Here is a 21,252-nt window from a genome sequence, read left to right on the forward strand (position 1 = left end):
TTTTTTTTTGAAAGGGTGAACAATATGTTTAATTTATTTAACAAGAAGAAAAAAGAAATTGCATTATATGCTCCTGTTACAGGGAAAAAAATTCCATTAGAAGAAGTACCTGATACCGTATTTTCTTCAAAAATGATGGGTGATGGTATCGCTTTTGACTTCGATGGTGATACAGTTTACGCACCGTACGATGGAAAGATTAGCATGATTGCGAATACACTGCATGCATTCGGGATAAAATTAGATAATGGTGCAGAGGTATTAATACACATTGGTTTAGATACAGTTAATTTGAATGGTAACGGATTCAAAAAAATGGTAGAACAAGGAAGTAAAGTGAAACTAGGAACACCTATTATTGAAATTGATCGAGATGTAATGGAAGAACATAACATCAATTTAACAATGCCGATGGTTATTACGAATGGAAGTGACTATAATTTCAAACATTGTCACGAGATAAAAAATGTTGTTATGGGAGATACGAAAGTTATTGAATTTAACTAGAAAGGAGAGAATAGTTTTTGAGAGTCGTAAAAAAGATTAACAATAACGTTGCTTTATGCATTGATGATAATCACCGTGAAGTTATTGCATTTGGAAATGGAATTGGTTTTCCTAAGACCCCTTATGAACTTTCGGATTTGAGTAAGATTCGTAGAACTTACTATGGATTAAATTCTCATTACCAGAATCTATTAAATCAGATTCCAGAAGATATATTTGAGATTGCAGCTAAAATAGTAGATTACGCGAAAACAAAAATAGATAAGGAATTTAATCCAAATATTGTTTTCACATTAGCGGACCATATTAATTTTGCAATACAGCGTTATGAGAAAAAAATGTATGTGAAGATGCCACTAGGGAAGGATGTCAGATATCTATATAATGATGAAATGCTTATTGGAGAGAAGGCATTGAACTATATTAATAAAGTAAAGAAGATTAACTTGCCTAATGATGAAGCAGTCAGCATTGCATTACATTTAATTAATTCAGAGCATATGGCTCATTCACAGGAAGATAAATTTGATGACGAGCAAGTAATTGAACAGATTGTTGAAATTATTGAAAATATTTTTGGAATAAATATTGATAGAAAAAGTTTTAACTATTCGCGTTTTTTATCACATATTCATTACGTATTGAAAAGAGAAGATGAACAGATTTCTATTAATAGTGACAATATAATATTATTTGAATCTATGAAAAAAGAGTTTGAACAATCATATCATTGTGCCGTTGAGATTAGTGAATATTTGAAAAATAAAATTCAACGGATTCTAATTGAAGAAGAACTCTTATATCTTATGTTGCATATTAATCGTTTATGTACCAAAGAGGGTTGTTACCAATAAAGGGCATTACCTCAGCTTATATGAAAANNTTTTCATATAAGCTGAGGTTTTATTTTTAGGACAAATCAATGATTTATGCGCGCACTTCATTGTTTGCATATAGATTTGAAATGAGAGGAGAGAGTATATTGTGTCAAAGAAAGCAAAGTATGAAGAACTGGCAAGTAAAGTACTTGAACTAGTTGGGGGGAAAGATAATATCACATTTCTTACTCACTGTATTACACGACTAAGGTTCAATGTGAAAGACAAGAGTATTATCAAAATAAAAGAAATTGAGTCAACAAGTGGCATCATAGGTTGTCAGTGGGCTGGAGAACAGTTACAAATTATTATTGGTGCTACTGTAAATGAAGTGTATGATGCAATCTGTGCACAAGCAGGGTTAGAAAAGCCGAATGCAATAGATGAAAATCTTGATGGAAATAGAAATAGTGGGAAAAGAAAATTTTCAATCAATGCAATACTCGAAACGTTAAGTGCATGTATTGTACCTGTCATTCCAGCAATGGCTGGAGCAGGTATTATCAGAGGTGTTTTAATTCTTTTGACCACTCATGACTTGATTTCAACAGATACAGGAGTCTTTGTTATACTAAATGCAATATCAGAAGCCGCTTTCTATTTTTTACCATTTTTAGTAGCGGTAGGAGCAGCTAAAAAATTTAATACAAGTTTGATTTTATCACTTGTACTAGCAGGATTATATCTGCATCCTTCAATTACTGAACTAGCTGGAGAAACACTTAATGTAGCAGGTTTTGATATTAATATTGTAAGGTACTCTTCAACTGTATTCCCAATTATTATCTCTATTTGGGTGATGAGTTATCTATATAGATTTATAGATTCATGGATGCCTAAATCATTGCGAATTGTGTTTTCACCAGCAATCACTGTTTTAGTTATGGCATTTATATGTTTGGGAATCATTGGACCCTTAGGATTTAATATCGGTTATTATGTCGGGAACGGAATTGCTTATATCTTTGGTTTATTCCCTGCATTAGGTGGTCTTCTTCTCGGTGTTATAAGACCAATAGTAATATTAACAGGAATGCAGGCAGTATTTACAACAATCATTGCAAACAATGTCGCAACTCTTGGATATGACTTTATTTCACCAGTGCATACAGTGGCTTCTATGGCGGCAGCAGGAATGTGTTTGGGAGCATTCCTTAGAGCAAAGAAATTAGAGAATAAGGAAAACTTTATTTCATCTTTTGTGTCAGGATTTATTGGCATAACAGAACCAGCATTATTTGGGATTGCTTTTAGATTTAGGAGACAACTTATAGCACTTATGATTGGAGGTGGTGTGTCTGGAGCAATAGTAGCAGCATTTGAAGGTAAGAGATATGCCGCTGGTATGCCTTCATGGATAATGCTTCCAGCATTTGGTGATACGATTCCGGTTATGCTGATTGGACTTGCGGTGGCACTAATTTTAACAGCTATATTGTCATATATCTTCGGATTTGACGAAAAAAATCAATAGAAAGGAAGTAAATATTATGAAGAATGGTTTTAGAGAGGATTTTTTATGGGGTGGAGCTACATCTGCTTCACAGATAGAAGGTGGATATTCTGAAGGTGGAAAGGGTCTAGATACTTCAGATTGCAGACCAGGTAATTTTGGAATACCAAGAATGGACAAAATAAAATGGAAAAATAGGTTAATGACAACGAGTAAATATGAAAGAGCTCTAAAAACTGAAGGGAACGATATTTATCCATTCCGTTGGGGAAGTGATCATTATCATAGATATAAGGAAGATATTGGGTTACTTGCGGAAATGGGTATTAAAATATACCGTTTATCTATAAGTTGGGCGCGAATTTATCCAAATGGGGATGAACAAACTCCAAATAAGGATGGTTTGGAATTTTACAAAAATATTTTCGAGGAATGTAAAAAGCATGGTATTAAAGTCTATTGTACTATGTTACATTATTCTATACCTGTTCATTTGATTGAGGAATATGGTGGATGGCAAAACAGAAAAATGATTGACTTCTTTCTAAAGTATGCGAGAACGTTATTAGAAGAATTCAAAGATTACGTTGATATATGGTTACCTTTTAATGAAATAAATGCAGGTATGTTCCATCCATATAACGGGATAGGCTTAGTTTTAGATGATAAATATGCTGATATGGAAGATCCATTTATTGATAGTCGACAAAAAATTTATCAAGCGCTTCATCATCAATTTATCGCCAACGCATTAACAATAAAAATTGCGAAAGAAATTGATCCAAAAATTCAAATGAGTTGTATGATTGCTTGGTTTTGTCCATATCCTGCAACATGTAATCCTGATGATGTACTGTTAGCTTATCAAGAACAACAATATGAGTGTTTATTCTATACAGATGTGATGTCAAGAGGAGAATATCCTAGGTATATGAAGAGTTACTTTAAAAAGCATAATATTAAGATAGAAATGCTTCCAGAAGATGAAGAAATCTTAAAAACTTATACAAGCGATATGGTTTCTTTCTCTTACTACTTCTCTTCAGTTGCTACCAATGATGAGAATTGGGAAAAAACAGATGGAAATTTAAAAAGAGCAAAAGTAAATCCATATATTGAAAGAAGCCAGTGGGGATGGCAAAAAGATCCAAAGGGATTAAGAATTACGTTAAATTGGTTGTATGATAGGTATCAAAAGCCGCTATTTATTGCTGAAAATGGATTAGGAGCAGCTGATGAATTGGAAGCTGATGGTTCCATCCATGATCCCTACAGAATTGAATATTTGAGAAATCACTTTTCAGCGATGAGAGATGCATGTGAAGATGGTGTAGATTTATTAGGATATACGATGTGGGGAGTTATTGACTTAGTTTCTTGTGGAACAATAGAAATGCGTAAGCGATATGGTACAATTTATGTTGATGCAGATGATGAAGGGAACGGAACATTCAACCGTTATAAAAAAGACTCATTCTATTGGTACAAAAAAGTTATTGCTTCAAATGGCCAAGATTTAGAGTAGAGATATAAGAATACTTCGGGTCGCAAGTAAAGGATAAATTTCGCATAGATGATTGAAACACCCATTAGAATATATTGTGTGCTAGAAAAGCTAATGATTACTAATAGCTTTTCTAGCACATTTTTTCATTTCTTAAAGTCAATAAAAACGTATGTGGATCAATAATTTCTCCGTTTTCAGCGTTGGTCGCTTGCGGGTCGGGGAAAACAGAACTTCTCTTTCAAGGGATCGAATTCGCGCTGAACAACGGCTTGACAGTATGTATCGCCACTCCGAGAACGGACGTCGTGCTCGAGCTTGCTCCGCGGTTTCGTCAAGCCTTTCCAGGGGCGGAAATTGCCGCTTTATACGGAGGGAGCTCAGACGTTGGGGCTCTCTCGCCGCTTATCATTTCAACTACCCACCAGCTGCTCCGCTATAAAGAAGCATTTGACGTGATCATCATAGATGAGGTGGATGCTTTTCCGTATTCTTTTGATAACACGCTGCAAAATGCTGTTAAAAAATCGGCAAAACGGCAAAGCGCTCACATCTATTTAACTGCCACGCCTTCAGCGGATATGAAAAAAAGGGCTGAGAGCGGAAAGCTGGACACCGTCCGTATTCCCGCGAGATTCCACCGCAGTCCGCTGCCTGTACCTATATTGATTTGGTCCGGAAATTGGAAAAGGAGTTTGAAACGAAGAAAAGTTCCTTTTCGCCTCAAAAAATGGCTTTTTAAGCACCAGGAACTGCAGCATCCGGTTTTTTTATTCGTTCCCTCTGTCCCTGTTCTTAAATCCGTGGTCAGTCTGCTGAAAAAGGAAACATTTCGCGCTGAAGGAGTTTATGCCGAAGACCCTGACAGAAATGAAAAAGTGAACCAATTTAGGGAAAGTAGTCTTGAGGTGCTCGTGACAACAACGATTTTGGAAAGAGGAGTGACCGTCAAAAATGCGCAGGTTGGAGTATTGGGGGCAGAGTCGGAGGTTTTTACCGTAAGCGCCCTCGTCCAAATGGCCGGAAGAGCCGGCAGACATCCCGAGCACACAGCTGGAGACGTCTGTTTCTTTCATTACGGCAGGACAAATTCGATGAATGCAGCGCGGCGTCATATTCAAAATATGAATAAAATGTCTAAAAAGGAAATGTTGATTGACTAGTCATGTATTATGTTCTAACAACTGCCAGTTATAAATTTAGGCCTGTAAAGCAAACTGAATAGAACCCCAGTAAATTGCTTTAATAATAATATATATTCTTCAATAGTAACATTGCTTCCAAAAATCAATACTTCGTATATCTGCCCGTATTCTATAATTTTGAAACTTGCATTTTGAAATCCATTCTTCAGATAAAAATGCTTGCGTTTAATTCGTTGTTCATTATTGTCCGCTACTTCATCAATTGCTTCAATATTTAATATGATACGATTGTCTGCATATTTTTGTTTGATCTCAGATAGTATGAACGTTCCGTAACCTTTTGATCGGAATTCTGACGAAATGGCCAAATATAGCACAAAGGTCAGGTTTTTATCTGATATGAGATAGGTGAATCCAATAAACACATCATTATCGTAGAAGGCAATATAATCAACGAATTTTTTTCGGGATCTCCATAATAAAAACCATAGCGGGATTCGTTCATTTTCTGGAAAGGATGTTTTGTATAAATTTTCAATTTTATACAACTCTTTAAAGTCTTTTGTTATTGTTTCTGTCCATATACTCATAAAGTGCCTCCTTAGATTGGTCAGACAAAGGTTTAAGAAAAATTAAAAGATCTAATGCTATGAATAATTAGGTCTTTATATGATAAAAGCTAAAGATTATTACTTTTGTCGAGACAGTTTTCCAAAATCTTTAATCGTAGTTGTCAGATAGTCTAAGTCAGGAGTATAGTGGTCACCGTTATATTCATACAGGGTTACATCTGCTCCTTCCTTTTTAAAATTGTTATAGGCATTCAATGTATTATAATGGGGGACAATATCATCGTTCTTACCTGAATGGAGCATGATTTTTGCTTTAGGAATCCAACCGTCAATCAGGCTTAGTTGTTCAATGACATTAAGCAATTCCTCGTTATCACCACTCATGATGCTTTCTTGTAGAAACGGTAAGTTTATAAACTCGCTTACTTTACTGGAAGGTGGATTAAGCGCATCTAAAGAATTCTGGACTTCATATTTATATATCTTATCTAAAGGTATATTGATGTTACTGAATTTTAGCAAACTATATAATGTCCAACTATAAATACCAGCATTTTCACCCAAATCGTCGTCTTCAAGCTCAAGAGTGTTGCTTTGGAGCATAGATGGCATGTCATATGGTCCAGCTAATGCAGAGGTAGCAATAAGGTTGAATTCTTTAGAATATTTTTGCTCAATGTCCTTATGAGTTGCTACAGCAGCTCCTCCTCCTTCAGACCACCCCGTTAAAAATAACTTGCTGTCCGTTTTCACTTCTAATATTGTTGTCAGTTCTTTAGTTGCTCTAATCATATCTACTGAATAGTTTGCCAATTCATTTGGAATATTATATGGATGATCTAAATCCTTGGAAACATTATAACCGGCATAGTCTGGGGCACTCACTACATATCCTTCTGATGCGAAAGTCAGAATCATCATTCTTGTCTCCCCAAAATCAGCATCAGGCTGAGCAGCCTGTCCGTTGAATAAGGAAGGTACATCGTTTGAACCTTCGCCACCGGGCATTGGAATCGGTAGCATTGTACCATGATGGTATTGCAAGAGAGATGGTTTTTCTTTACCTTTAGGAATCGTTACAAGACCTGATAATACAACCGGTTTTCCATTTTGGACGGACTCGTAAGTAATAGAATATAAAGATACATCATAATCCAAAAGCTGCCCGATATTCTTTTCAGGATTCAACTCATTGATTTCTTTTGTAGTTAAATCATTTACTTTTTCGTAGCTTACCAATGCACCTCTTTCTTCTTCTTTTGAGATAGATTGGTTTTGCGGTGTTGCTGTTGACTCTGTCACAGTGTTTTTTCCCTGAGTACTAGCAAGAAGGCTTAATCCAACAAGCAGTGCCGATGCGATCAATGTAGCAAGTAATACTTTTTTCATGGTTGCTGATCTCCTTTTATAAAGGCATTGAATATGCCTCTTTATCGTTTATAATTAAACTATATAGTCTATACTAGGTATAGAGTAAAGGGGATTTTTATGAAATTTTCCATTGGAGAAACTGCAAAAATAAATAATGTCTCAATTCAGGCATTAAGACATTATGACAAAATAGGCTTATTAAAACCCTCTTATGTTAACGAGGAGAGTGGGTATCGCTACTACACTCTTGACCAGTTCATCTATCTTGACATCATTAAATATGCCAAAATGTTCGGTATTCCTTTGAAAGAAGTCAGAGATACCCTTAGTTCCGGCGATATGCAAGAAATCTCAATAAAGATTAGAGCTTATCGAGATATGTTAGAAAAACAAATAGAGACACTATCCAGTGTTAATAAAAGATTTACGAAAGTAACAGAACTCATTGAGTATGGGTTAGAAGCTGTACAGCAGCAAGAACCCTATCAAAGATGTATTAATAAAAGACGTATAATTAAATTAAAAGATCAAGGCGAAGTATTTAATTTTGAGTTGAATAGCAGAAAGATTGAGATGGACATGCTTCAATCTAATTTGGAATTTGACTTTGAAAGTGGTTTTTTCATTGATATTCCGCTTTTCCTTAATCTTGGCAAAGAATCTTTTATATCTGCATATATGAGGGTAACGGGCGGAGATGAGCTAAAACACTTTATACCCGAAAATGAATACGTCTTAAGCCATATTCCAGAAGGGAAATATGTTTGTCTTACTTACAATGAACATAATAAGATGGAAAGAATAAAAAAAATGCAGGATTACCTTAACCGAAATAATGTGAGAGAAACTACAGTTATTCTTGTAACTGAACTTTACGATAATTTCGATAGCCAGTCTCATGAAATTCAAGTATATTTACAGCCTTAATACAATTATTAGCTTCAGTCAGTAGCCCTATTTCCAAAAAGTGTGAAAATTTTTATTCTGTTACATGAAAGGAGGACAGGTTCTCTCTCACTGGATATTTGAACAGCTTATGCTAAGAGGAACTTCATTCCATTAACGGGAAACGAGAGCGTTATAAAACAAAGAAAGCAGTCTACCAACGTGATCGGTTTCTTTTCTTTAGCTAACAGGGCAATAGTGAAAAAAGAAATTATCTATTATCTATAACAGCTTTCTAGTTTTGATCTTCCACAATCGGGCGCGATTGTGGAACAAAAAGTAAAAGGAGTGAAACATATTATACATGACTAATATGTTTCACTCCTTATTTTTTGATTTTTTACGATTTAGGTCTTGATAAATTCAGGATTCTCCTCTTTTTTTGCGGGACACCGAAAAATTCAGCTTGAAACTTTCAGAATTAAGGAAATATGCCATCTTATGAAATATACGGATAAAGAGAGTGAGGACTATGGAAGGGGCAAAATTATGAAACAGAAAATTCCGTCTGAAAATGTCGCGGTCAAGCTTAATGAATGGTATTCCACGATTCGTAAAAATCAAGTGACAGATGCGGAGTTTATTAAATCCGAAATAAAACATGAACTTGAGCAAATGGAAGAAGACCAAAACGTTTTGTTATATTATTCTTTGCTTGAATTCCGCCATAATCTGATGTTGAAAGACTTGAAACCGAACAAAGCAGCAGACATATCAGCATCATTATCTAAAATCGAAGCAAAGAAGGAAGACATGCAAAACTCTCAAGTCGATGAAATGATTAACTATTATTATTGGTTCTTCAAAGGGATGTATGAATTTAAACAACAGAACTTTAACACAGCAATAACCTGCTATAAAATTGCTGAAAAAAAATTAGCCTTTGTTAATAGCGAAGAAGAAAAGGCTGAATTTTATTATAAATTATCTGAAATTTACTATTATTTAAAACAAAACTACATCTCCATGAATTATGCAACAATAAAAGAACGGCTTGGACATGCCTCTATAAAGACAACTTTAGATGTTTACGGACACCTTTTTCAAACAGAGAGATAATGCCGAGCGTTTAGTTGACTTACTTTAAGTAACTGGAGTAAATGTGGAGTAAAAAAAAGAAATGAAAAAGAAACAAAAAAACACCAAGGGCGCTTAAACCCTTGGTATTCCTATGATGCGGCCGAGAGGACTTGAACCTCCACGGGGTTGCCCCCACTAGGCCCTCAACCTAGCGCGTCTGCCATTCCGCCACGACCGCATGATATGTTGTTTTTAAAGTGCGGGTGAAGGGACTCGAACCCCCACGCCGTAAAGACACTAGATCCTAAGTCTAGCGCGTCTGCCAATTCCGCCACACCCGCGTGAAAAAACAATGGTGAGCCATGAAGGACTCGAACCTTCGACCCTCTGATTAAAAGTCAGATGCTCTACCAACTGAGCTAATGGCTCAAATATAATGGCTGGGCTAGCTGGATTCGAACCAACGCATGACGGAGTCAAAGTCCGTTGCCTTACCGCTTGGCTATAGCCCAACATATGAGAAATGACCCGTACGGGATTCGAACCCGTGTTACCGCCGTGAAAGGGCGGTGTCTTAACCACTTGACCAACGGGCCATATGAAGTCAGCATCATATTTTCCTAATGGCGGAGAAGGAGGGATTTGAACCCTCGCGCCGCTTACGCGACCTACACCCTTAGCAGGGGCGCCTCTTCAGCCACTTGAGTACTTCTCCATTGGCTCCACAGGCAGGATTCGAACCTGCGACCGATCGGTTAACAGCCGATAGCTCTACCACTGAGCTACTGTGGAATAATCAGACTCATTTCATTATAAATATGTCGACAAATTGTGTCAAGAAGAACAATTCATCTTTGTGGCTCGTCTTGCGACGGCTTTTATAATTTATCATAGACAAGCCTGATCAGTCAACCCTTTTTTATGATTTCTTTTATTTTCCCTCCGCATTTGCCGCAAATGTAACGGCTTGTATCCATTTTCCGCTTTCGGAGAAACGTTTGTCCACATGCTTCACACTTGTATGTGCGTACCTTTCTTTGCGGCTTTTTCTCTCCTGCGAGCGGCGTGCAGAATCGCGGCGCACCGACTTCCTTTAATAGCGTTCTAAAATCCTTGTCGCGGTGCTTGTAGCCTTTTCCTTCAAGATGGAGGTGGTAATGGCACAGTTCATGCTTGATGATGCCTTCAAGCTCTTGTTGCCCGTGTTCTGTCAGGTATTTTTTATTCAGCTCGATATTGTGGGAATTCAGTAAATACCTGCCTCCGGTCGTTTTCAGGCGGCTGTTGAAGTAAGCGCGGTGCCGGAACGGTTTTTTAAAGTATGTGAGCGAAAGCTGTTCTGTCAGCTGCTGTAATTGTTGTTCATCCATTGCTTGGGTCCACCTCATTTTTAAAAACATTGAACAGGACAAATTCCGGGCGGCATAAACTAATACACGACACCCATACTCTTATGATAAGAGTCTGAGGAGGGATGAGCAATGCCGAATTGGCTCAAAAACCAGATGCAGAGAGCTTTTTATGAAAAAGATCATTACCAGATTAAATTGCTGAATCAGTGCTGGTATTTTTACAGAAAAAAACACTGCTGATGTGCAGTGTTCATCGGAGCCCGATTGGAATTTCTTCTGTTTCCTCATCATCTTCACCGGTTCTTTTATCATCTCACACAATGGCGCCCGTTACTCCCCAAATGGAGCTGACCGCCCGATTTCGGGGAGCATGGGCGAACGATTCTTTTGCGGATGGACGAGCCGTTTATTCTTTTCTTTTAAACGGAAACCAGTTGGCCGAGCCGAAGATGCGAACCATCACAGGGACGAACAGCGGCAGCATGACAAATGCATACAGCAGGAGACCCGTCAATACAAGGGTGGCGATTTGCAGAAGCGATAAAACGCCGGACGGCAGCATCGCCGCGAAGGTTCCCGCTAAGATGACTGCGGCTGAAATAATAACGGACCCCATATTTTTCATCGATTCGGTCATCGCCGTTTTAATATCCGTTCCCCGGTATTCGTTAAAGCGTTCCATCAGGAAGATCGAATAGTCCACCCCAAGCGCCATTAAAATCACAAATCCAAAGAAAGGCACCGCCCAGTTGAGACCGGGATAGCCGAAAAACGCCGTGAAAATAAACTCGGTTACACCGATGGATGCAAAGTACGTCAAGACCAACGATCCGACCAAATACACCGGCATAACGATTGAACGGAACAGCAGGACGAGGATCAGGAAGATTCCGATCATCATATAGATCACCGTGTTGCTGAAATCCTGGTCTGACAGCTGCTTCAGATCGGCGTTGATGCTGGAAACGCCGCCGACGCCAAACGATGCATCGTTCAAATGCGTGTCGGGAAGAACCCGTTTTACGGATGCTTCAATGTCTTTGACCTTGGCGATCGCTCCGTTTCCGTACGGATTATCTTCCAATATCACATCGATCGTCGTGATATGGCGGTCGTCTGACATATAGGAATTAAACACCTGCTGAAATTGCTTGTTTTTCAGGACTTCTTTAGGGACAAACCAGCCGGACATTTCTTGATCTGATGCGTTTTTCAGCTGATCCAAGTAGTCGCCCGCTCCCATCAGACCGCTTGAAATTTTTTCGAGGCCGTCCACGCTTGAATTCAGCCCTTTTGTTAATTGATCGAGCTGGCCGGCGAATTCTCCGACTTTTTCCTTCATCTGCTTTTGGCCTTCAGCGACATCACCTGCACCTGATTCGAGCTTAGGCAGCGAATCGGCGAGCTGTCCCTGCCCCTTCGATGTCTCTTCAAGCCCTTTTTCGATTTGGCCGAGGCCGTTGATCAGAGCATCGATTTTGCTTGTGTATACTTTTTGCTCTTCCTGCGCTTTTGCGATAAATGCATCAGCTGCTTCAAGCTGCTTTTTCGCGTTTGCCGCCTGCTTCGTGTAAACGGCCGCTTTCTGTGATCCCTGCTTGATTGCCGATGCAAGCTCTGTGTAAGAGCCTTTGATTGCCAAATAAGAAGGATTCTCCTTCACTTCGGGAATTTCGCTTTCAAGATTTTTGAAATTTTGATTTGTCTGCTCGATCATCTTTTGCACATCAGCCGTTATGCCTTGGGTATTTTCGGCTTGAGACAATGCCGCTTTCAAGATTTTCGATATTTCTTTGTAGTTTTCGATTTGTCCATTTAATTGATCGACCTGCGCCGTCAGCTGTTTTTTCGCAGCTTGAATTTCTTTTTTCGCCTGAGCGACGCCTTGTTTGCTTTGATCTGTACCATCCTTCAGCTTTCTCATATTGGCTTCAACGTCGCTGATCCCGGCTTGGATTGATTCGGTTCCTTTGATCAGCTGGTTGATTCCTTTTCCGGACGCTTCGATTTGCGGCTTCTGATCCGCGATCGACTTGCTCGCCTCGGCAAGCCCGTCTTTAATCTTTTTCAGACCTTTATTGCCGCTCTCAAGCCCTTTATTCAGCTCATTTGCCTGTGTTTTAACGTACAGGTCGCTCAGTCCTTTGCCGACCGGACGGGTCGCACTGCGAACTTTGCTGACGCCGTTTGTCTGTTCAATGGCGCGGCTGATTTTTTCAATCGCGATCAGCCCGTCATTGGTATCGAGCGCATCCGATGTTTTGAGCACGACCGTGACCGGCAATGATTCCCCCGGCCCGAACTTGTCGGAAATGGTGTTAAAAGTGCTGACGGATTCGTATTGATCTCCGATTTCGTCAAGGCTGTTGTAGGAAAGCGTTCCTTTATACATCAAGATCGGCGGCACGGCCACGGCCGCTACGATCAACAGGCTGATCAGCGGCTTACTGAAGGCGAAACGGCCGGCGGTTTCCCATAGCTTTGACTGCGGATGCCCGATATTTCCTCTGACAGGCCAAAACAGCACTTTTCCCAAAACAGCCATGAAAAACGGCACGATCGTCAGCAGCGCCAAAATCAAGACCGCGACACCAACAGCTACTGCGACGGCAGACTTGTAAAGCTGGAATTCGGCAAAGCCGATGCACGTAAAACCGATCAAAACGGCAATTCCGCTGAACAGAACGGTTTTTCCCGCTGTTTTATACGTTGTCAGGATGGCTTCAATCTTGTCTTTCCCGTGGGCGAGCTCTTCCTTAAAACGGCTTAAAAGAAGAATGCAGTAATCCGTCCCAATTCCGAACATGATCGCCACCATGAAAATTTGCGTAAACGTAGACAGCGGAAAATCAGCGTATTCGACAAGATAGGCGACGACGGACTGGCTCACAAGATAGGAAAGCGCGACCGCCAAAAGCGGAACAAAAGGCGCAACCGCTGAACGGAATACGAGAATCAGCACGATTAAAATAAAACCGACCGTGATATATTCCGTTTTCTTCAATCCTTCCTGCGAGCTTGTGATGACATCATCATCGATGAGCGGCTGCCCGGTCATCTCGTAGTCAAGCTTTAAAGTGTTGAGCTTTTCATTGACCTTTGCTTTAAAATCGGCCGCACTGATTTTGTTCGCATCAAATGTGACAGGTACGAGCAGCGTCGTTCGATCCTTTGACAACAGCTGCTTTTGAATATCCTCATCCGCGTCAAAGTACGATGTAATATCTGAGACGTGAAGAGAGGAATCCTTTTCTAAAATGGTGATCGCTTTTTTTAAAGCCGCCTCCTGATTCGGCAGGAGCTGTTTGTCCTGAAATACGACGACAACCGATTTGTTCGTATCCCCGTCTTTTGACATTTGTTCGAGAAGCTTGTTCGCGTAAGAAGACGGATAGCCTTCAGGGACCGCTATCTGGCCCTTCTCCTTTGTTAATTGCCCCATATCGGGCGCCGTGATGAATAAGACGGCGGCCATTGCAATCCAGAGCGCCGCAATGATCCATCTCGCCTTTATAACCGTTCTCATTGACGTTTTATTCCTCCTCTATGAGCTGTGCGGGTTTTTCATTAAAAAAAGACGGCTGATTGCTGCCGTCAGACAAAACATTCGTGTTTTGCTGATCAACAAGAAAGCCGTCGCACTTTTTATATCGGCTTTCTAATACATTAGTAAATCGTTCTTTTAAAACTCCAATTTCCTATTTCACGGCCGAATCGCTTAAGGGGAAATGCGCTAAATTCATCGAATCCGTTCTTTTTGTAAAACGATCGATTTATATTCGTGTTGGTAATTAAAGCCAGGATTCCGCCTCCGTTTCTTCGTATGAAAGGGACCAGGCAGTCATTGATCATCTTGCTGCCGAAACTTTTGCCCTGATGGAAGCGGGAGACCCCCAACGCCTCCAAATACCATTTCTGCTGTTTGATGCCCTTGTACGATCTTTTGGCCTCTTCCGCCACATTCACCATATTCCATACCGCGGAAAGGCCCCCTTTTATGAATAACTTTATTCCTCCGGCTGATATATAATCCAGCACCCCAACGTCTGGATCATCCCGATGTTTTAAGAGGGCCGCGGTGACGATTTCACCATTCACTACACCGATAAAGCACCCCTGCCTATTTATATATGCCCGAGTGATGACTTTATGCAGTTCATAAAGGAATTGGGGATTTTTCTTTTCGGGTCTTACAAGCAAATCCATAAACGGATAGTTGTCAAAAGACTCATGAAACAGTTGTGCCACCTCGTCCAAGTGATCAGCTGAAGCCAGACGATATTGAATCATTGAAAACCTCCTCCAAAATATGAACAGCTATTGATTAATAAACACATGTTCATTATAATTTGGGGCAAATACGGTGTTCAATCGGCAATTGGGATTGAGATGTTCAATAATGAACAACATACGTAAATTTGTCTATAAACGGAGGTCACCGATGGAGGACAGAAGGTCAATGAAAACAAAGAAAGCGATAAAAGAGGCTTTTTTAAAGCTGCTCCATGAGAAAGAAATCAATAAAATTACCGTTTCCGATTTATCGAGGCGCGCTGATTTAGGTCGCGGTACTTTTTATCTTCATTATCGGGATGTTTTTGATTTGTATGAACAAATCGAGAATGAGTTGTTTGATCAGCTGGGGAAATTTTACGATGATTATTTTCCGAGTGAAGATCCGCACCATCTGCTCACCTTCATCGAAAAAACGACCGAATATATTTATCAAAACGCTGCGATCTTCACTTTGTTGACGAAACCGAAAAGAAATATTTTGACCATCAATAAATTTAAAGATTTTTTCAAACAGAAGATTTTCGAAGAATTGAGCATAATGCAGCAATCAGGGAGTGAGATAACATGTGATGAATTGGAAATAACATTTCTAGTTTCCGGAGTGGTCGGCATTCTGGAAGAGTGGATCAACGACGGTATGGTTCAGACGCCGGCACATATAGCAAGCGTCGTCCACCGCATCCTGTTAAAAATCGGAGGGTAAAAGATCAGCCCGCCGCAAGGCAGGCTGATTGCAGTCCTATCGATCCCTCACCATCGATAAGGAGACCCTTCCTTTTGCAGCGTCGACACCTTCTACCCATACGGTAACGATATCCCCGACTGACACAACGTCGAGCGGATGCTTGACGAAGGAATGGCTGAGCTTGGAAATGTGGACGAGCCCGTCCTGTTTCACGCCGATGTCGACAAATGCCCCGAAGTCAACGACGTTTCGTACTGTTCCCTGCAGCTCCATCCCCTCTTTTAAGTCCTCCAATTGAAGCACATCGGTTTTTAAGAGCGGTTTAGGGACTTCATCCCTCGGATCGCGCTCAGGCCTCGTCAGCTGGGCGCAAATGTCTTTCAAGGTGATTTCCCCAATTCCCAGCTGTTCAGCTGCTTCGGAAATATTCAGTTCGTTGATTTTGTCCTGAAGCTCTCCAGTACCGATTTGGGCTGTTGAAAGGCCGAGCTTTTTCAGGAGCTCTCTCGTCTCTTTATAGCTCTCAGGGTGGATGCCTGTGCGGTCGAGCGGTTCATCGCCGTCAGGCACCCTTAAAAAGCCGATGCATTGCTCATACGTTTTCGCGCCCAGGCGCGGAATGTCTTTCAGCTCTTTCCGGCTCGTGAATTTTCCGATTTCATCCCGCTTTTTGACGATGTTGGCCGCGACTGTTTTCGACAGTCCGGCTACATATTGCAAGAGCGCGGCTGACGCCGTATTCACGTTGACGCCGACTTGGTTGACGACGGTTTCCACGACGAAGCGGAGGGAATCGTTTAGTTTTTTCTGACTGACATCGTGCTGGTATTGGCCGACGCCGACCGACTTGGGATCGATTTTGACGAGTTCGGCGAGCGGGTCTTGGAGTCTGCGTGCGATCGACACGGCGCTTCGTTCTTCAACCTGCAGCTCGGGGAATTCTTCCCTCGCAAGCTCTGATGCCGAATAGACGCTGGCTCCCGCTTCATTGACGATCAGATAGTACACCTGTCTGTCGATGTCCTTTAAAAGATCGGCGATAAACTGTTCCGTCTCTCTTGATGCCGTTCCGTTCCCGATTGCGATGACCTCGATTTGAAAGTCTTCGATGATGCGTTTCACTTTTTCGATGGCTGCGCTTTTCTTATTGATGGGAGGGTGCGGGTATATGACGTCGATCTTGAGCATCTTTCCCGTCTCATCCACAACTGCAAGCTTGCAGCCCGTGCGGAATGCCGGGTCGACACCGAGAACGAGCTTTCCTTTCATCGGCGGCTGCAGCAGCAGCTTACGCAGGTTTTCGGCAAAAATGTGAATCGCTTGATCTTCCGCCTTTTCCGTCAATTCTTTTCTGATTTCCCTTTCAATGGACGGCTGAATCAGGCGCTTATAGCCGTCTTCGATCGCGCTTTTCAGCACATCTTGAGCACTCGTTTGCTTGTGTTGTAAAATCCGTTTTTCCAAGTAAGCTTGAATGCGGTCTGCCGGCGGCTCGACCGACACTCTCAAAATCTCCTCTTTTTCGCCGCGGTTAACCGCAAGCACGCGATGAGGAACGATTTTTTGAATCGGCTCTTCATATTCATAATACATTTCATAGATTTTCTTCTCATCCGATTCGGTATCTTTCGCCGCGGACTTCAGCGTTCCTCTTTGAAAAGTCTCCTGCCGGATCCATTTCCTGTATTCCGGTTCGTCTGAGATCCGTTCCGCCAGTATGTTCTTTGCCCCTTCAAGCGCTTCTTCGGCACTCATGACTTCCTTTTCTTCATTTATGTACTTGCGGGCTTCGGCTGCTACGTCTTCGTGACGCGGGAGCGAGATGATGAAATCAGCCAAAGGTTCAAGGCCTTTGCTTTTGGCGATCGTCGCCTTTGTTTTTCGTTTTTGTTTAAACGGTCTGTATAAGTCTTCAACTTCCTGGAGCTTGTCCGCTTTTTCTATATCAAGCTTCAGCTGTCCGGTCAGCTTGCCTTGTTCGTCGATCAGCCGGATGACTTCGTCTTTCCGCTGATTTAAATGCTGGATGTATCCCCAGCGTTCGGAGATTGTTTGAATTTGGACTTCATCCATGGAGCCCGTTTGTTCTTTGCGGTATCTCGCAATAAAGGGAACGGTGTTGCCGTCCTCTAATAATTGAATGACACTTTCGACATGCTTTGGCGCAAGCCCCGTTTCTTTTGCGATTTGTTTGACGATTAACGCTAAAGTATCCATTGTAGCCTCCAAAAGAATGTTGTCTTCTTAGTGTACCAAAAGAAACAGAAAAACACCTATATCAAAGGGCAGCTTCCTTAAAAAAGCTGTCCGATGATATAGGTGAGATCGTCTTTTCCCATTAGTGTGTATGATTCAAGCTGATTCGATATATCTCCCGGTGTATGGTGCTGTTTTAAATAAGTCCGGAGGGCGGGTACTTCCAATCCGTCTGAATAAATGATGAATCTTGATCCTTTTTCATACGTATAGGTGAATGTTTTGTATGTTTGCGGCTTCCCCGACATGTATCCCGTCACAGGGAGAGGGTGGATATATTTGTCCGAAGGAGCGTACAAGATAAAGCGAATATTGCCTACAGAGCTGTAAGCGATCGTCCTTGTTCGAAAATCGACTTTTAAAATTGACACAGTCGCACCGCGCTTATGTTTCAGCGCTTGATTGCACCGTTCCATCAAGCTTGCGACTTCTTCATGACCGTGCTCTTCGACAACTTCGCTGATGACCGAAGAGGATTCGCGTGCCATCGCACCGCTGCCAAGCCCGTCAGCCAGTGCGCACACCATGGTGTCGTCTGTTGCATGGAAATAAAAACTGTCTCCGCAGACGGATTTTCCTTCTTTAGGAAGCTGATAAACAAGCGCTTGCATATGTTCATTCGACTCAGTCCAAATCATGGTCTAAGCTCCATAAACGGATCTTCAGCCAAAGCTTCCCTCAGCCTTTTGACAGCTTTGCGCTGCAGCCGTGAGACGTGCATTTGCGATATGCCCAGCATGTCACCGGTTTCTTTTTGGCTTTTGTTTTGAATGTATGTCAGTTCAATGATTTGCTTTTCACGGTCGGACAATACGTGTAATACGCTTTCAAGCATCAGCTTTTGGTTCACCTTTTCATAGCCTTCCTCCTGCGAGCCGACGATGTCAAGGATCGTCACCGTGCTGCCGTCTGCATCCGCTTCAATGCTGTGGTCGACGGAAAGCGCCTGATAGCTTTTGCCCATCTCCATCGTTTCCAGCACTTCTTCTTCTGTGACGTCAAGAAACTCGGCAATCTCATCGACCCTTGGGGATCTTTGCGTTTCAGTCGTTAAATGATCCACCGCCATTTTGATTCTCGGCCCGAGCTCCTTGATCCTTCTCGGGACGTGGACGCTCCATGTTTTATCTCGGAGAAACCGTTTGATTTCTCCGATAATGGTCGGAATGGCAAACGCTTCAAACGATTTTCCCACATCGGGATCATAGCGTTTGATGGCTCCAAGCAATCCGAGCATCCCAACCTGGCACAAATCTTCATGAAAGCTTTTTCCTTTTGAATATTTTTTGGCGAGTGTTTCCACGAGATTTTGATAAGTCTGAACAAGGGTCAGCTGAGCGTCTTCATCCTGGCTCTCCTGATATTTTTTGATTAGCGTGTCGACTTCGGTTTTAGTTAGTTTCGTAGTTTTGGACGGTTGTGCCATCATCAACTCGCTCCCTGTTTAAGAACTTTGTCATCGAGACGGTTACGCCTGAGTTAATCTGGACTTGCACTTCATCCATGAGCGTCTCCATTAAATATAAGCCGAGCCCTCCTTCTGACAATTGATCTACCGTATGCTCAGGGGAATATGGTCCGAGCCCCTTCTGTTTATCCTGAATATCAAAACTGTCTCCCTGATCTGCGACGACGATTTCGAGGCGGTCTTCAAACACGCCGAATCTAACGGAGACCTCTCCTGTGTTGTCTGCTTGATAAGCATGCTGCACAGCGTTTGTGCACGCTTCGCTGACCGCAATTTTCAAGTCTTCAATGTCATCATAAGAATACCCCATCTTGCTCGCAATCCCCGACAGGGTTAAACGAATGATTCCTACGAATTCTGGTTTGGCAGGTGACTTCATTTCAATGTAATCAGCTGCTCTCTTCATTATAATCCACCCTCTGACTTTCCAGAAATATCAATGATGTCCTTTAAGCCTGTAATATCAAACAAACGGATCAAACGCTCTGACAGATTTTCAAGCACTAAAGAACCCCCAGTTCTGTTTACCGCTTTGTAAATGCCGACGAATACACCCAGCCCTGTACTGTCCATATATGAAACGTCTTTCAGACTAACTTTGAGATCTTTTCCTTCTTCTGCGAGCGGCATCAGCTCATCCCGCAATGCCGGAGCCGTATGCACGTCAATTTCGCCCGCCACTTTGACTTCTATCACATGGTCATTTTTTTTCGTATCAACTGCCAAATTCACAATATCACCTCTGGTTCTCTTAATGAGCTACTGGTTTATTACCCAGTGCAGAGAAACTTTAAACCTTTCTTTTTAAAACAATGAGAGTAAAATCATCATGAAGCTGAAAATCCTGAAGCTTGAGCAGATGTTCGTATATACTGTCAACCATTTGCTGAGCCGGTTTTTCCATATGTACATTGATCAGGTTCTGCAAGTCAGACCGCTCCAAAAACCCGCTGTCTGTCCGGCATTCGGTTACACCATCTGAAAATAGAACGATCATATCGCCAATATCCAGTTTTTGCTCGTACTGCTCATAGTCGTATTGTGATGAAATGCCAAGAACGAGGCCTTTTGCGTTTAAATCGTAAAATTTATTTTCCCTGCAAGAATAATAAAAGCCAGGTTCATGACCGGCAGATGAAAACGTAAATAGGTGTTTTTGAAGATGATAGTTGCCATAAAACATTGTAATAAACATGCTTGGGTCTACATTTTGTTCGACGACTCTGTTCAGGTTTTTCAGCACCTGTGAAGGATTCGTGCCCGAATCCGGCAGAGAGTCCATCGCATATTTGATCATCGACATGCATAACGCAGCCGGTATTCCTTTCCCGATCACGTCTGCAATGGCGATATTAATCGATTCCTTGTCCCGTACAAAATGATAGTAATCACCGCTCATTTGCTTAGCCGGAACACTGACCGCTCCGATTTCGAGCGCATCAACTTTCGGAATCTTCGTCTCGAGCAGCGTTTGCTGGACATTCGCGGCAATTTCGATTTCCGATTTAATTTCCTGCTGAATTCCTCTTAATGTCTGATGTTCTTGATAGGCCAAACCGTATCCAATCATCACTTCAATTAAAAAATCGAGAGAATGGAACACATGGTCTGGAAGATCCGGATATAATTCAGACAGAACTTTTCGGTGTATGCTGATAATCTCTTCCGGCGGCACTTGATGTTCAATCGTTTTTCTGCTGAATTTCTGCCCCTGATAAAGGGATGTCTCTGTTAATTCAGATATATAACGGCTAAGCAGCTGTCGATAGCGCTGCTCAATCACTTCCCTGAAATCCATTC

The 21,252-nt window shown here is 41.5% G+C and carries 18 protein-coding genes, 7 tRNA genes and 2 pseudogenes; 9 read left to right on the plus strand and 18 right to left on the minus strand.

From position 1 onward, the window contains the following. Positions 1–24: 24 nt before the first annotated feature. From BTA31_RS11510 to BTA31_RS11530, 5 genes and pseudogenes are all read left to right on the plus strand, one after another. Positions 25–507, plus strand: a complete 483-nt coding sequence (locus tag BTA31_RS11510) for a PTS sugar transporter subunit IIA (protein WP_076791663.1) — start codon at positions 25–27, stop codon at positions 505–507. Positions 508–524: 17 nt separating this feature from the next. Continuing rightward, a complete protein-coding gene (locus tag BTA31_RS11515; protein WP_076791666.1) occupies positions 525–1,361 on the plus strand; it encodes a PRD domain-containing protein in 837 nt (278 codons plus the stop codon). A 130-nt stretch (positions 1,362–1,491) separates the two neighbouring features. Then, entirely contained in the window at positions 1,492–2,859 is a 1,368-nt protein-coding gene (locus BTA31_RS11520) for a PTS transporter subunit EIIC (RefSeq protein ID WP_076791669.1), read from the plus strand. Positions 2,860–2,875: 16 nt separating this feature from the next. Next, positions 2,876–4,363: a family 1 glycosylhydrolase gene (locus BTA31_RS11525; protein ID WP_076791672.1), complete on the plus strand. Its 1,488-nt coding sequence runs from the start codon at positions 2,876–2,878 to the stop codon at positions 4,361–4,363. 182 nt (positions 4,364–4,545) lie between these two features. Continuing rightward, positions 4,546–5,505: pseudogene (locus BTA31_RS11530) on the plus strand (ATP-dependent helicase ComFA); the annotation flags it as partial. A gap of 14 nt (positions 5,506–5,519) precedes the next feature. Here BTA31_RS11530 and BTA31_RS11535 read toward each other — a convergent pair. Both BTA31_RS11535 and BTA31_RS11540 read right to left on the minus strand, forming a co-directional pair. Further along, complete coding sequence (locus tag BTA31_RS11535) at positions 5,520–6,077, minus strand: GNAT family N-acetyltransferase (RefSeq protein ID WP_076791674.1); 558 nt, start codon at positions 6,075–6,077, stop codon at positions 5,520–5,522. A 99-nt stretch (positions 6,078–6,176) separates the two neighbouring features. Further along, positions 6,177–7,448 carry an alpha/beta hydrolase family protein gene (locus BTA31_RS11540; protein WP_076791676.1) on the minus strand — a complete coding sequence of 424 codons (1,272 nt, stop codon included), beginning with the start codon at positions 7,446–7,448 and terminating at the stop codon, positions 6,177–6,179. Positions 7,449–7,547: 99 nt separating this feature from the next. Between BTA31_RS11540 and BTA31_RS11545 the strand changes: the two genes are divergently transcribed. Beyond that, positions 7,548–8,357 (plus strand): MerR family transcriptional regulator, encoded by an 810-nt coding sequence (locus BTA31_RS11545; RefSeq protein ID WP_076791679.1) that lies wholly within the window; start codon positions 7,548–7,550, stop codon positions 8,355–8,357. 507 nt (positions 8,358–8,864) lie between these two features. Continuing rightward, positions 8,865–9,353: pseudogene (locus tag BTA31_RS11550) on the plus strand (response regulator aspartate phosphatase); the annotation flags it as partial. Between the two features lie 197 nt (positions 9,354–9,550). Here BTA31_RS11550 and BTA31_RS11555 read toward each other — a convergent pair. The 8 genes from BTA31_RS11555 to BTA31_RS11590 form a co-directional block, all read right to left on the minus strand. Continuing rightward, positions 9,551–9,633, minus strand: a tRNA-Leu gene (locus BTA31_RS11555). Positions 9,634–9,653: 20 nt separating this feature from the next. Beyond that, a tRNA-Leu gene (locus tag BTA31_RS11560) sits at positions 9,654–9,736 on the minus strand. A gap of 12 nt (positions 9,737–9,748) precedes the next feature. Further along, positions 9,749–9,824: transfer RNA gene (locus BTA31_RS11565), tRNA-Lys, on the minus strand. A gap of 8 nt (positions 9,825–9,832) precedes the next feature. Then, positions 9,833–9,907 (minus strand) — tRNA-Gln (locus tag BTA31_RS11570). Positions 9,908–9,919: 12 nt separating this feature from the next. Further along, positions 9,920–9,991 (minus strand) — tRNA-Glu (locus BTA31_RS11575). Between the two features lie 28 nt (positions 9,992–10,019). Beyond that, a tRNA-Ser gene (locus BTA31_RS11580) sits at positions 10,020–10,110 on the minus strand. Between the two features lie 2 nt (positions 10,111–10,112). Further along, positions 10,113–10,187: transfer RNA gene (locus BTA31_RS11585), tRNA-Asn, on the minus strand. A 116-nt stretch (positions 10,188–10,303) separates the two neighbouring features. Further along, complete coding sequence (locus BTA31_RS11590; RefSeq protein ID WP_076791681.1) at positions 10,304–10,765, minus strand: SprT family protein; 462 nt, start codon at positions 10,763–10,765, stop codon at positions 10,304–10,306. Between the two features lie 111 nt (positions 10,766–10,876). Here BTA31_RS11590 and cmpA point away from each other — a divergent pair, with 111 nt between their 5' ends. After that, entirely contained in the window at positions 10,877–10,987 is a 111-nt protein-coding gene (cmpA, locus tag BTA31_RS22555; protein WP_003179153.1) for a cortex morphogenetic protein CmpA, read from the plus strand. A gap of 166 nt (positions 10,988–11,153) precedes the next feature. Here cmpA and BTA31_RS11595 read toward each other — a convergent pair whose 3' ends face one another. Together BTA31_RS11595 and BTA31_RS11600 are read right to left on the minus strand one after the other, a co-directional pair. Next, positions 11,154–14,273 carry an MMPL family transporter gene (locus BTA31_RS11595; protein WP_076791684.1) on the minus strand — a complete coding sequence of 1,040 codons (3,120 nt, stop codon included), beginning with the start codon at positions 14,271–14,273 and terminating at the stop codon, positions 11,154–11,156. A gap of 140 nt (positions 14,274–14,413) precedes the next feature. Then, positions 14,414–15,037, minus strand: a complete 624-nt coding sequence (locus tag BTA31_RS11600) for a GNAT family N-acetyltransferase (protein ID WP_076791687.1) — start codon at positions 15,035–15,037, stop codon at positions 14,414–14,416. A gap of 151 nt (positions 15,038–15,188) precedes the next feature. Here BTA31_RS11600 and BTA31_RS11605 point away from each other — a divergent pair, with 151 nt between their 5' ends. Next, positions 15,189–15,746 (plus strand): TetR/AcrR family transcriptional regulator, encoded by a 558-nt coding sequence (locus BTA31_RS11605; protein ID WP_076791689.1) that lies wholly within the window; start codon positions 15,189–15,191, stop codon positions 15,744–15,746. A 36-nt stretch (positions 15,747–15,782) separates the two neighbouring features. Here the strand turns inward: BTA31_RS11605 and BTA31_RS11610 are convergent, their stop codons facing one another. The 6 genes from BTA31_RS11610 to BTA31_RS11635 all read right to left on the minus strand — a co-directional run bounded on the left by BTA31_RS11610 (position 15,783) and on the right by BTA31_RS11635 (position 21,250). Beyond that, a complete protein-coding gene (locus BTA31_RS11610) occupies positions 15,783–17,945 on the minus strand; it encodes a Tex family protein (protein ID WP_076791692.1) in 2,163 nt (720 codons plus the stop codon). Between the two features lie 77 nt (positions 17,946–18,022). Continuing rightward, positions 18,023–18,622 (minus strand): PP2C family serine/threonine-protein phosphatase, encoded by a 600-nt coding sequence (locus BTA31_RS11615; RefSeq protein WP_076791695.1) that lies wholly within the window; start codon positions 18,620–18,622, stop codon positions 18,023–18,025. Then, entirely contained in the window at positions 18,619–19,410 is a 792-nt protein-coding gene (gene sigB, locus BTA31_RS11620) for an RNA polymerase sigma factor SigB (RefSeq protein WP_076791987.1), read from the minus strand. The genes BTA31_RS11615 and sigB overlap by 4 nt, the downstream gene beginning before the upstream one ends. Beyond that, entirely contained in the window at positions 19,376–19,858 is a 483-nt protein-coding gene (rsbW, locus tag BTA31_RS11625) for an anti-sigma B factor RsbW (protein ID WP_076791698.1), read from the minus strand. Before rsbW ends, sigB begins: the two co-directional genes overlap by 35 nt. Further along, entirely contained in the window at positions 19,858–20,184 is a 327-nt protein-coding gene (locus BTA31_RS11630) for an anti-sigma factor antagonist (protein ID WP_020450262.1), read from the minus strand. The genes rsbW and BTA31_RS11630 overlap by 1 nt, the downstream gene beginning before the upstream one ends. A gap of 58 nt (positions 20,185–20,242) precedes the next feature. Next, positions 20,243–21,250 (minus strand): PP2C family protein-serine/threonine phosphatase, encoded by a 1,008-nt coding sequence (locus tag BTA31_RS11635; protein ID WP_076791700.1) that lies wholly within the window; start codon positions 21,248–21,250, stop codon positions 20,243–20,245. Positions 21,251–21,252 lie beyond the last annotated feature (2 nt).

Origin of the sequence: Bacillus haynesii (assembly GCF_001969855.1) — a bacterium.
GTDB lineage: Bacteria > Bacillota > Bacilli > Bacillales > Bacillaceae > Bacillus > Bacillus haynesii.

Excerpts from the sequence above, each read along its gene's own strand:
- BTA31_RS11595 (WP_076791684.1), bottom strand. The coding sequence starts at position 14,273 with ATGAGAACGGTTATAAAGGCGAGATGGATCATTGCGGCGCTCTGGATT.
- BTA31_RS11615 (WP_076791695.1), bottom strand. The coding sequence starts at position 18,622 with ATGATTTGGACTGAGTCGAATGAACATATGCAAGCGCTTGTTTATCAG.
- BTA31_RS11635 (WP_076791700.1), bottom strand. The coding sequence starts at position 21,250 with ATGGATTTCAGGGAAGTGATTGAGCAGCGCTATCGACAGCTGCTTAGC.
- BTA31_RS11545 (WP_076791679.1), top strand. The coding sequence starts at position 7,548 with ATGAAATTTTCCATTGGAGAAACTGCAAAAATAAATAATGTCTCAATT.
- BTA31_RS11540 (WP_076791676.1), bottom strand. The coding sequence starts at position 7,448 with ATGAAAAAAGTATTACTTGCTACATTGATCGCATCGGCACTGCTTGTT.
- BTA31_RS11610 (WP_076791692.1), bottom strand. The coding sequence starts at position 17,945 with ATGGATACTTTAGCGTTAATCGTCAAACAAATCGCAAAAGAAACGGGG.
- BTA31_RS11510 (WP_076791663.1), top strand. The coding sequence starts at position 25 with ATGTTTAATTTATTTAACAAGAAGAAAAAAGAAATTGCATTATATGCT.
- BTA31_RS11590 (WP_076791681.1), bottom strand. The coding sequence starts at position 10,765 with ATGGATGAACAACAATTACAGCAGCTGACAGAACAGCTTTCGCTCACA.
- BTA31_RS11535 (WP_076791674.1), bottom strand. The coding sequence starts at position 6,077 with ATGAGTATATGGACAGAAACAATAACAAAAGACTTTAAAGAGTTGTAT.
- rsbW (WP_076791698.1), bottom strand. The coding sequence starts at position 19,858 with ATGAAGAGAGCAGCTGATTACATTGAAATGAAGTCACCTGCCAAACCA.
- sigB (WP_076791987.1), bottom strand. The coding sequence starts at position 19,410 with ATGGCACAACCGTCCAAAACTACGAAACTAACTAAAACCGAAGTCGAC.
- cmpA (WP_003179153.1), top strand. The coding sequence starts at position 10,877 with ATGCCGAATTGGCTCAAAAACCAGATGCAGAGAGCTTTTTATGAAAAA.
- BTA31_RS11600 (WP_076791687.1), bottom strand. The coding sequence starts at position 15,037 with ATGATTCAATATCGTCTGGCTTCAGCTGATCACTTGGACGAGGTGGCA.
- BTA31_RS11605 (WP_076791689.1), top strand. The coding sequence starts at position 15,189 with ATGGAGGACAGAAGGTCAATGAAAACAAAGAAAGCGATAAAAGAGGCT.
- BTA31_RS11525 (WP_076791672.1), top strand. The coding sequence starts at position 2,876 with ATGAAGAATGGTTTTAGAGAGGATTTTTTATGGGGTGGAGCTACATCT.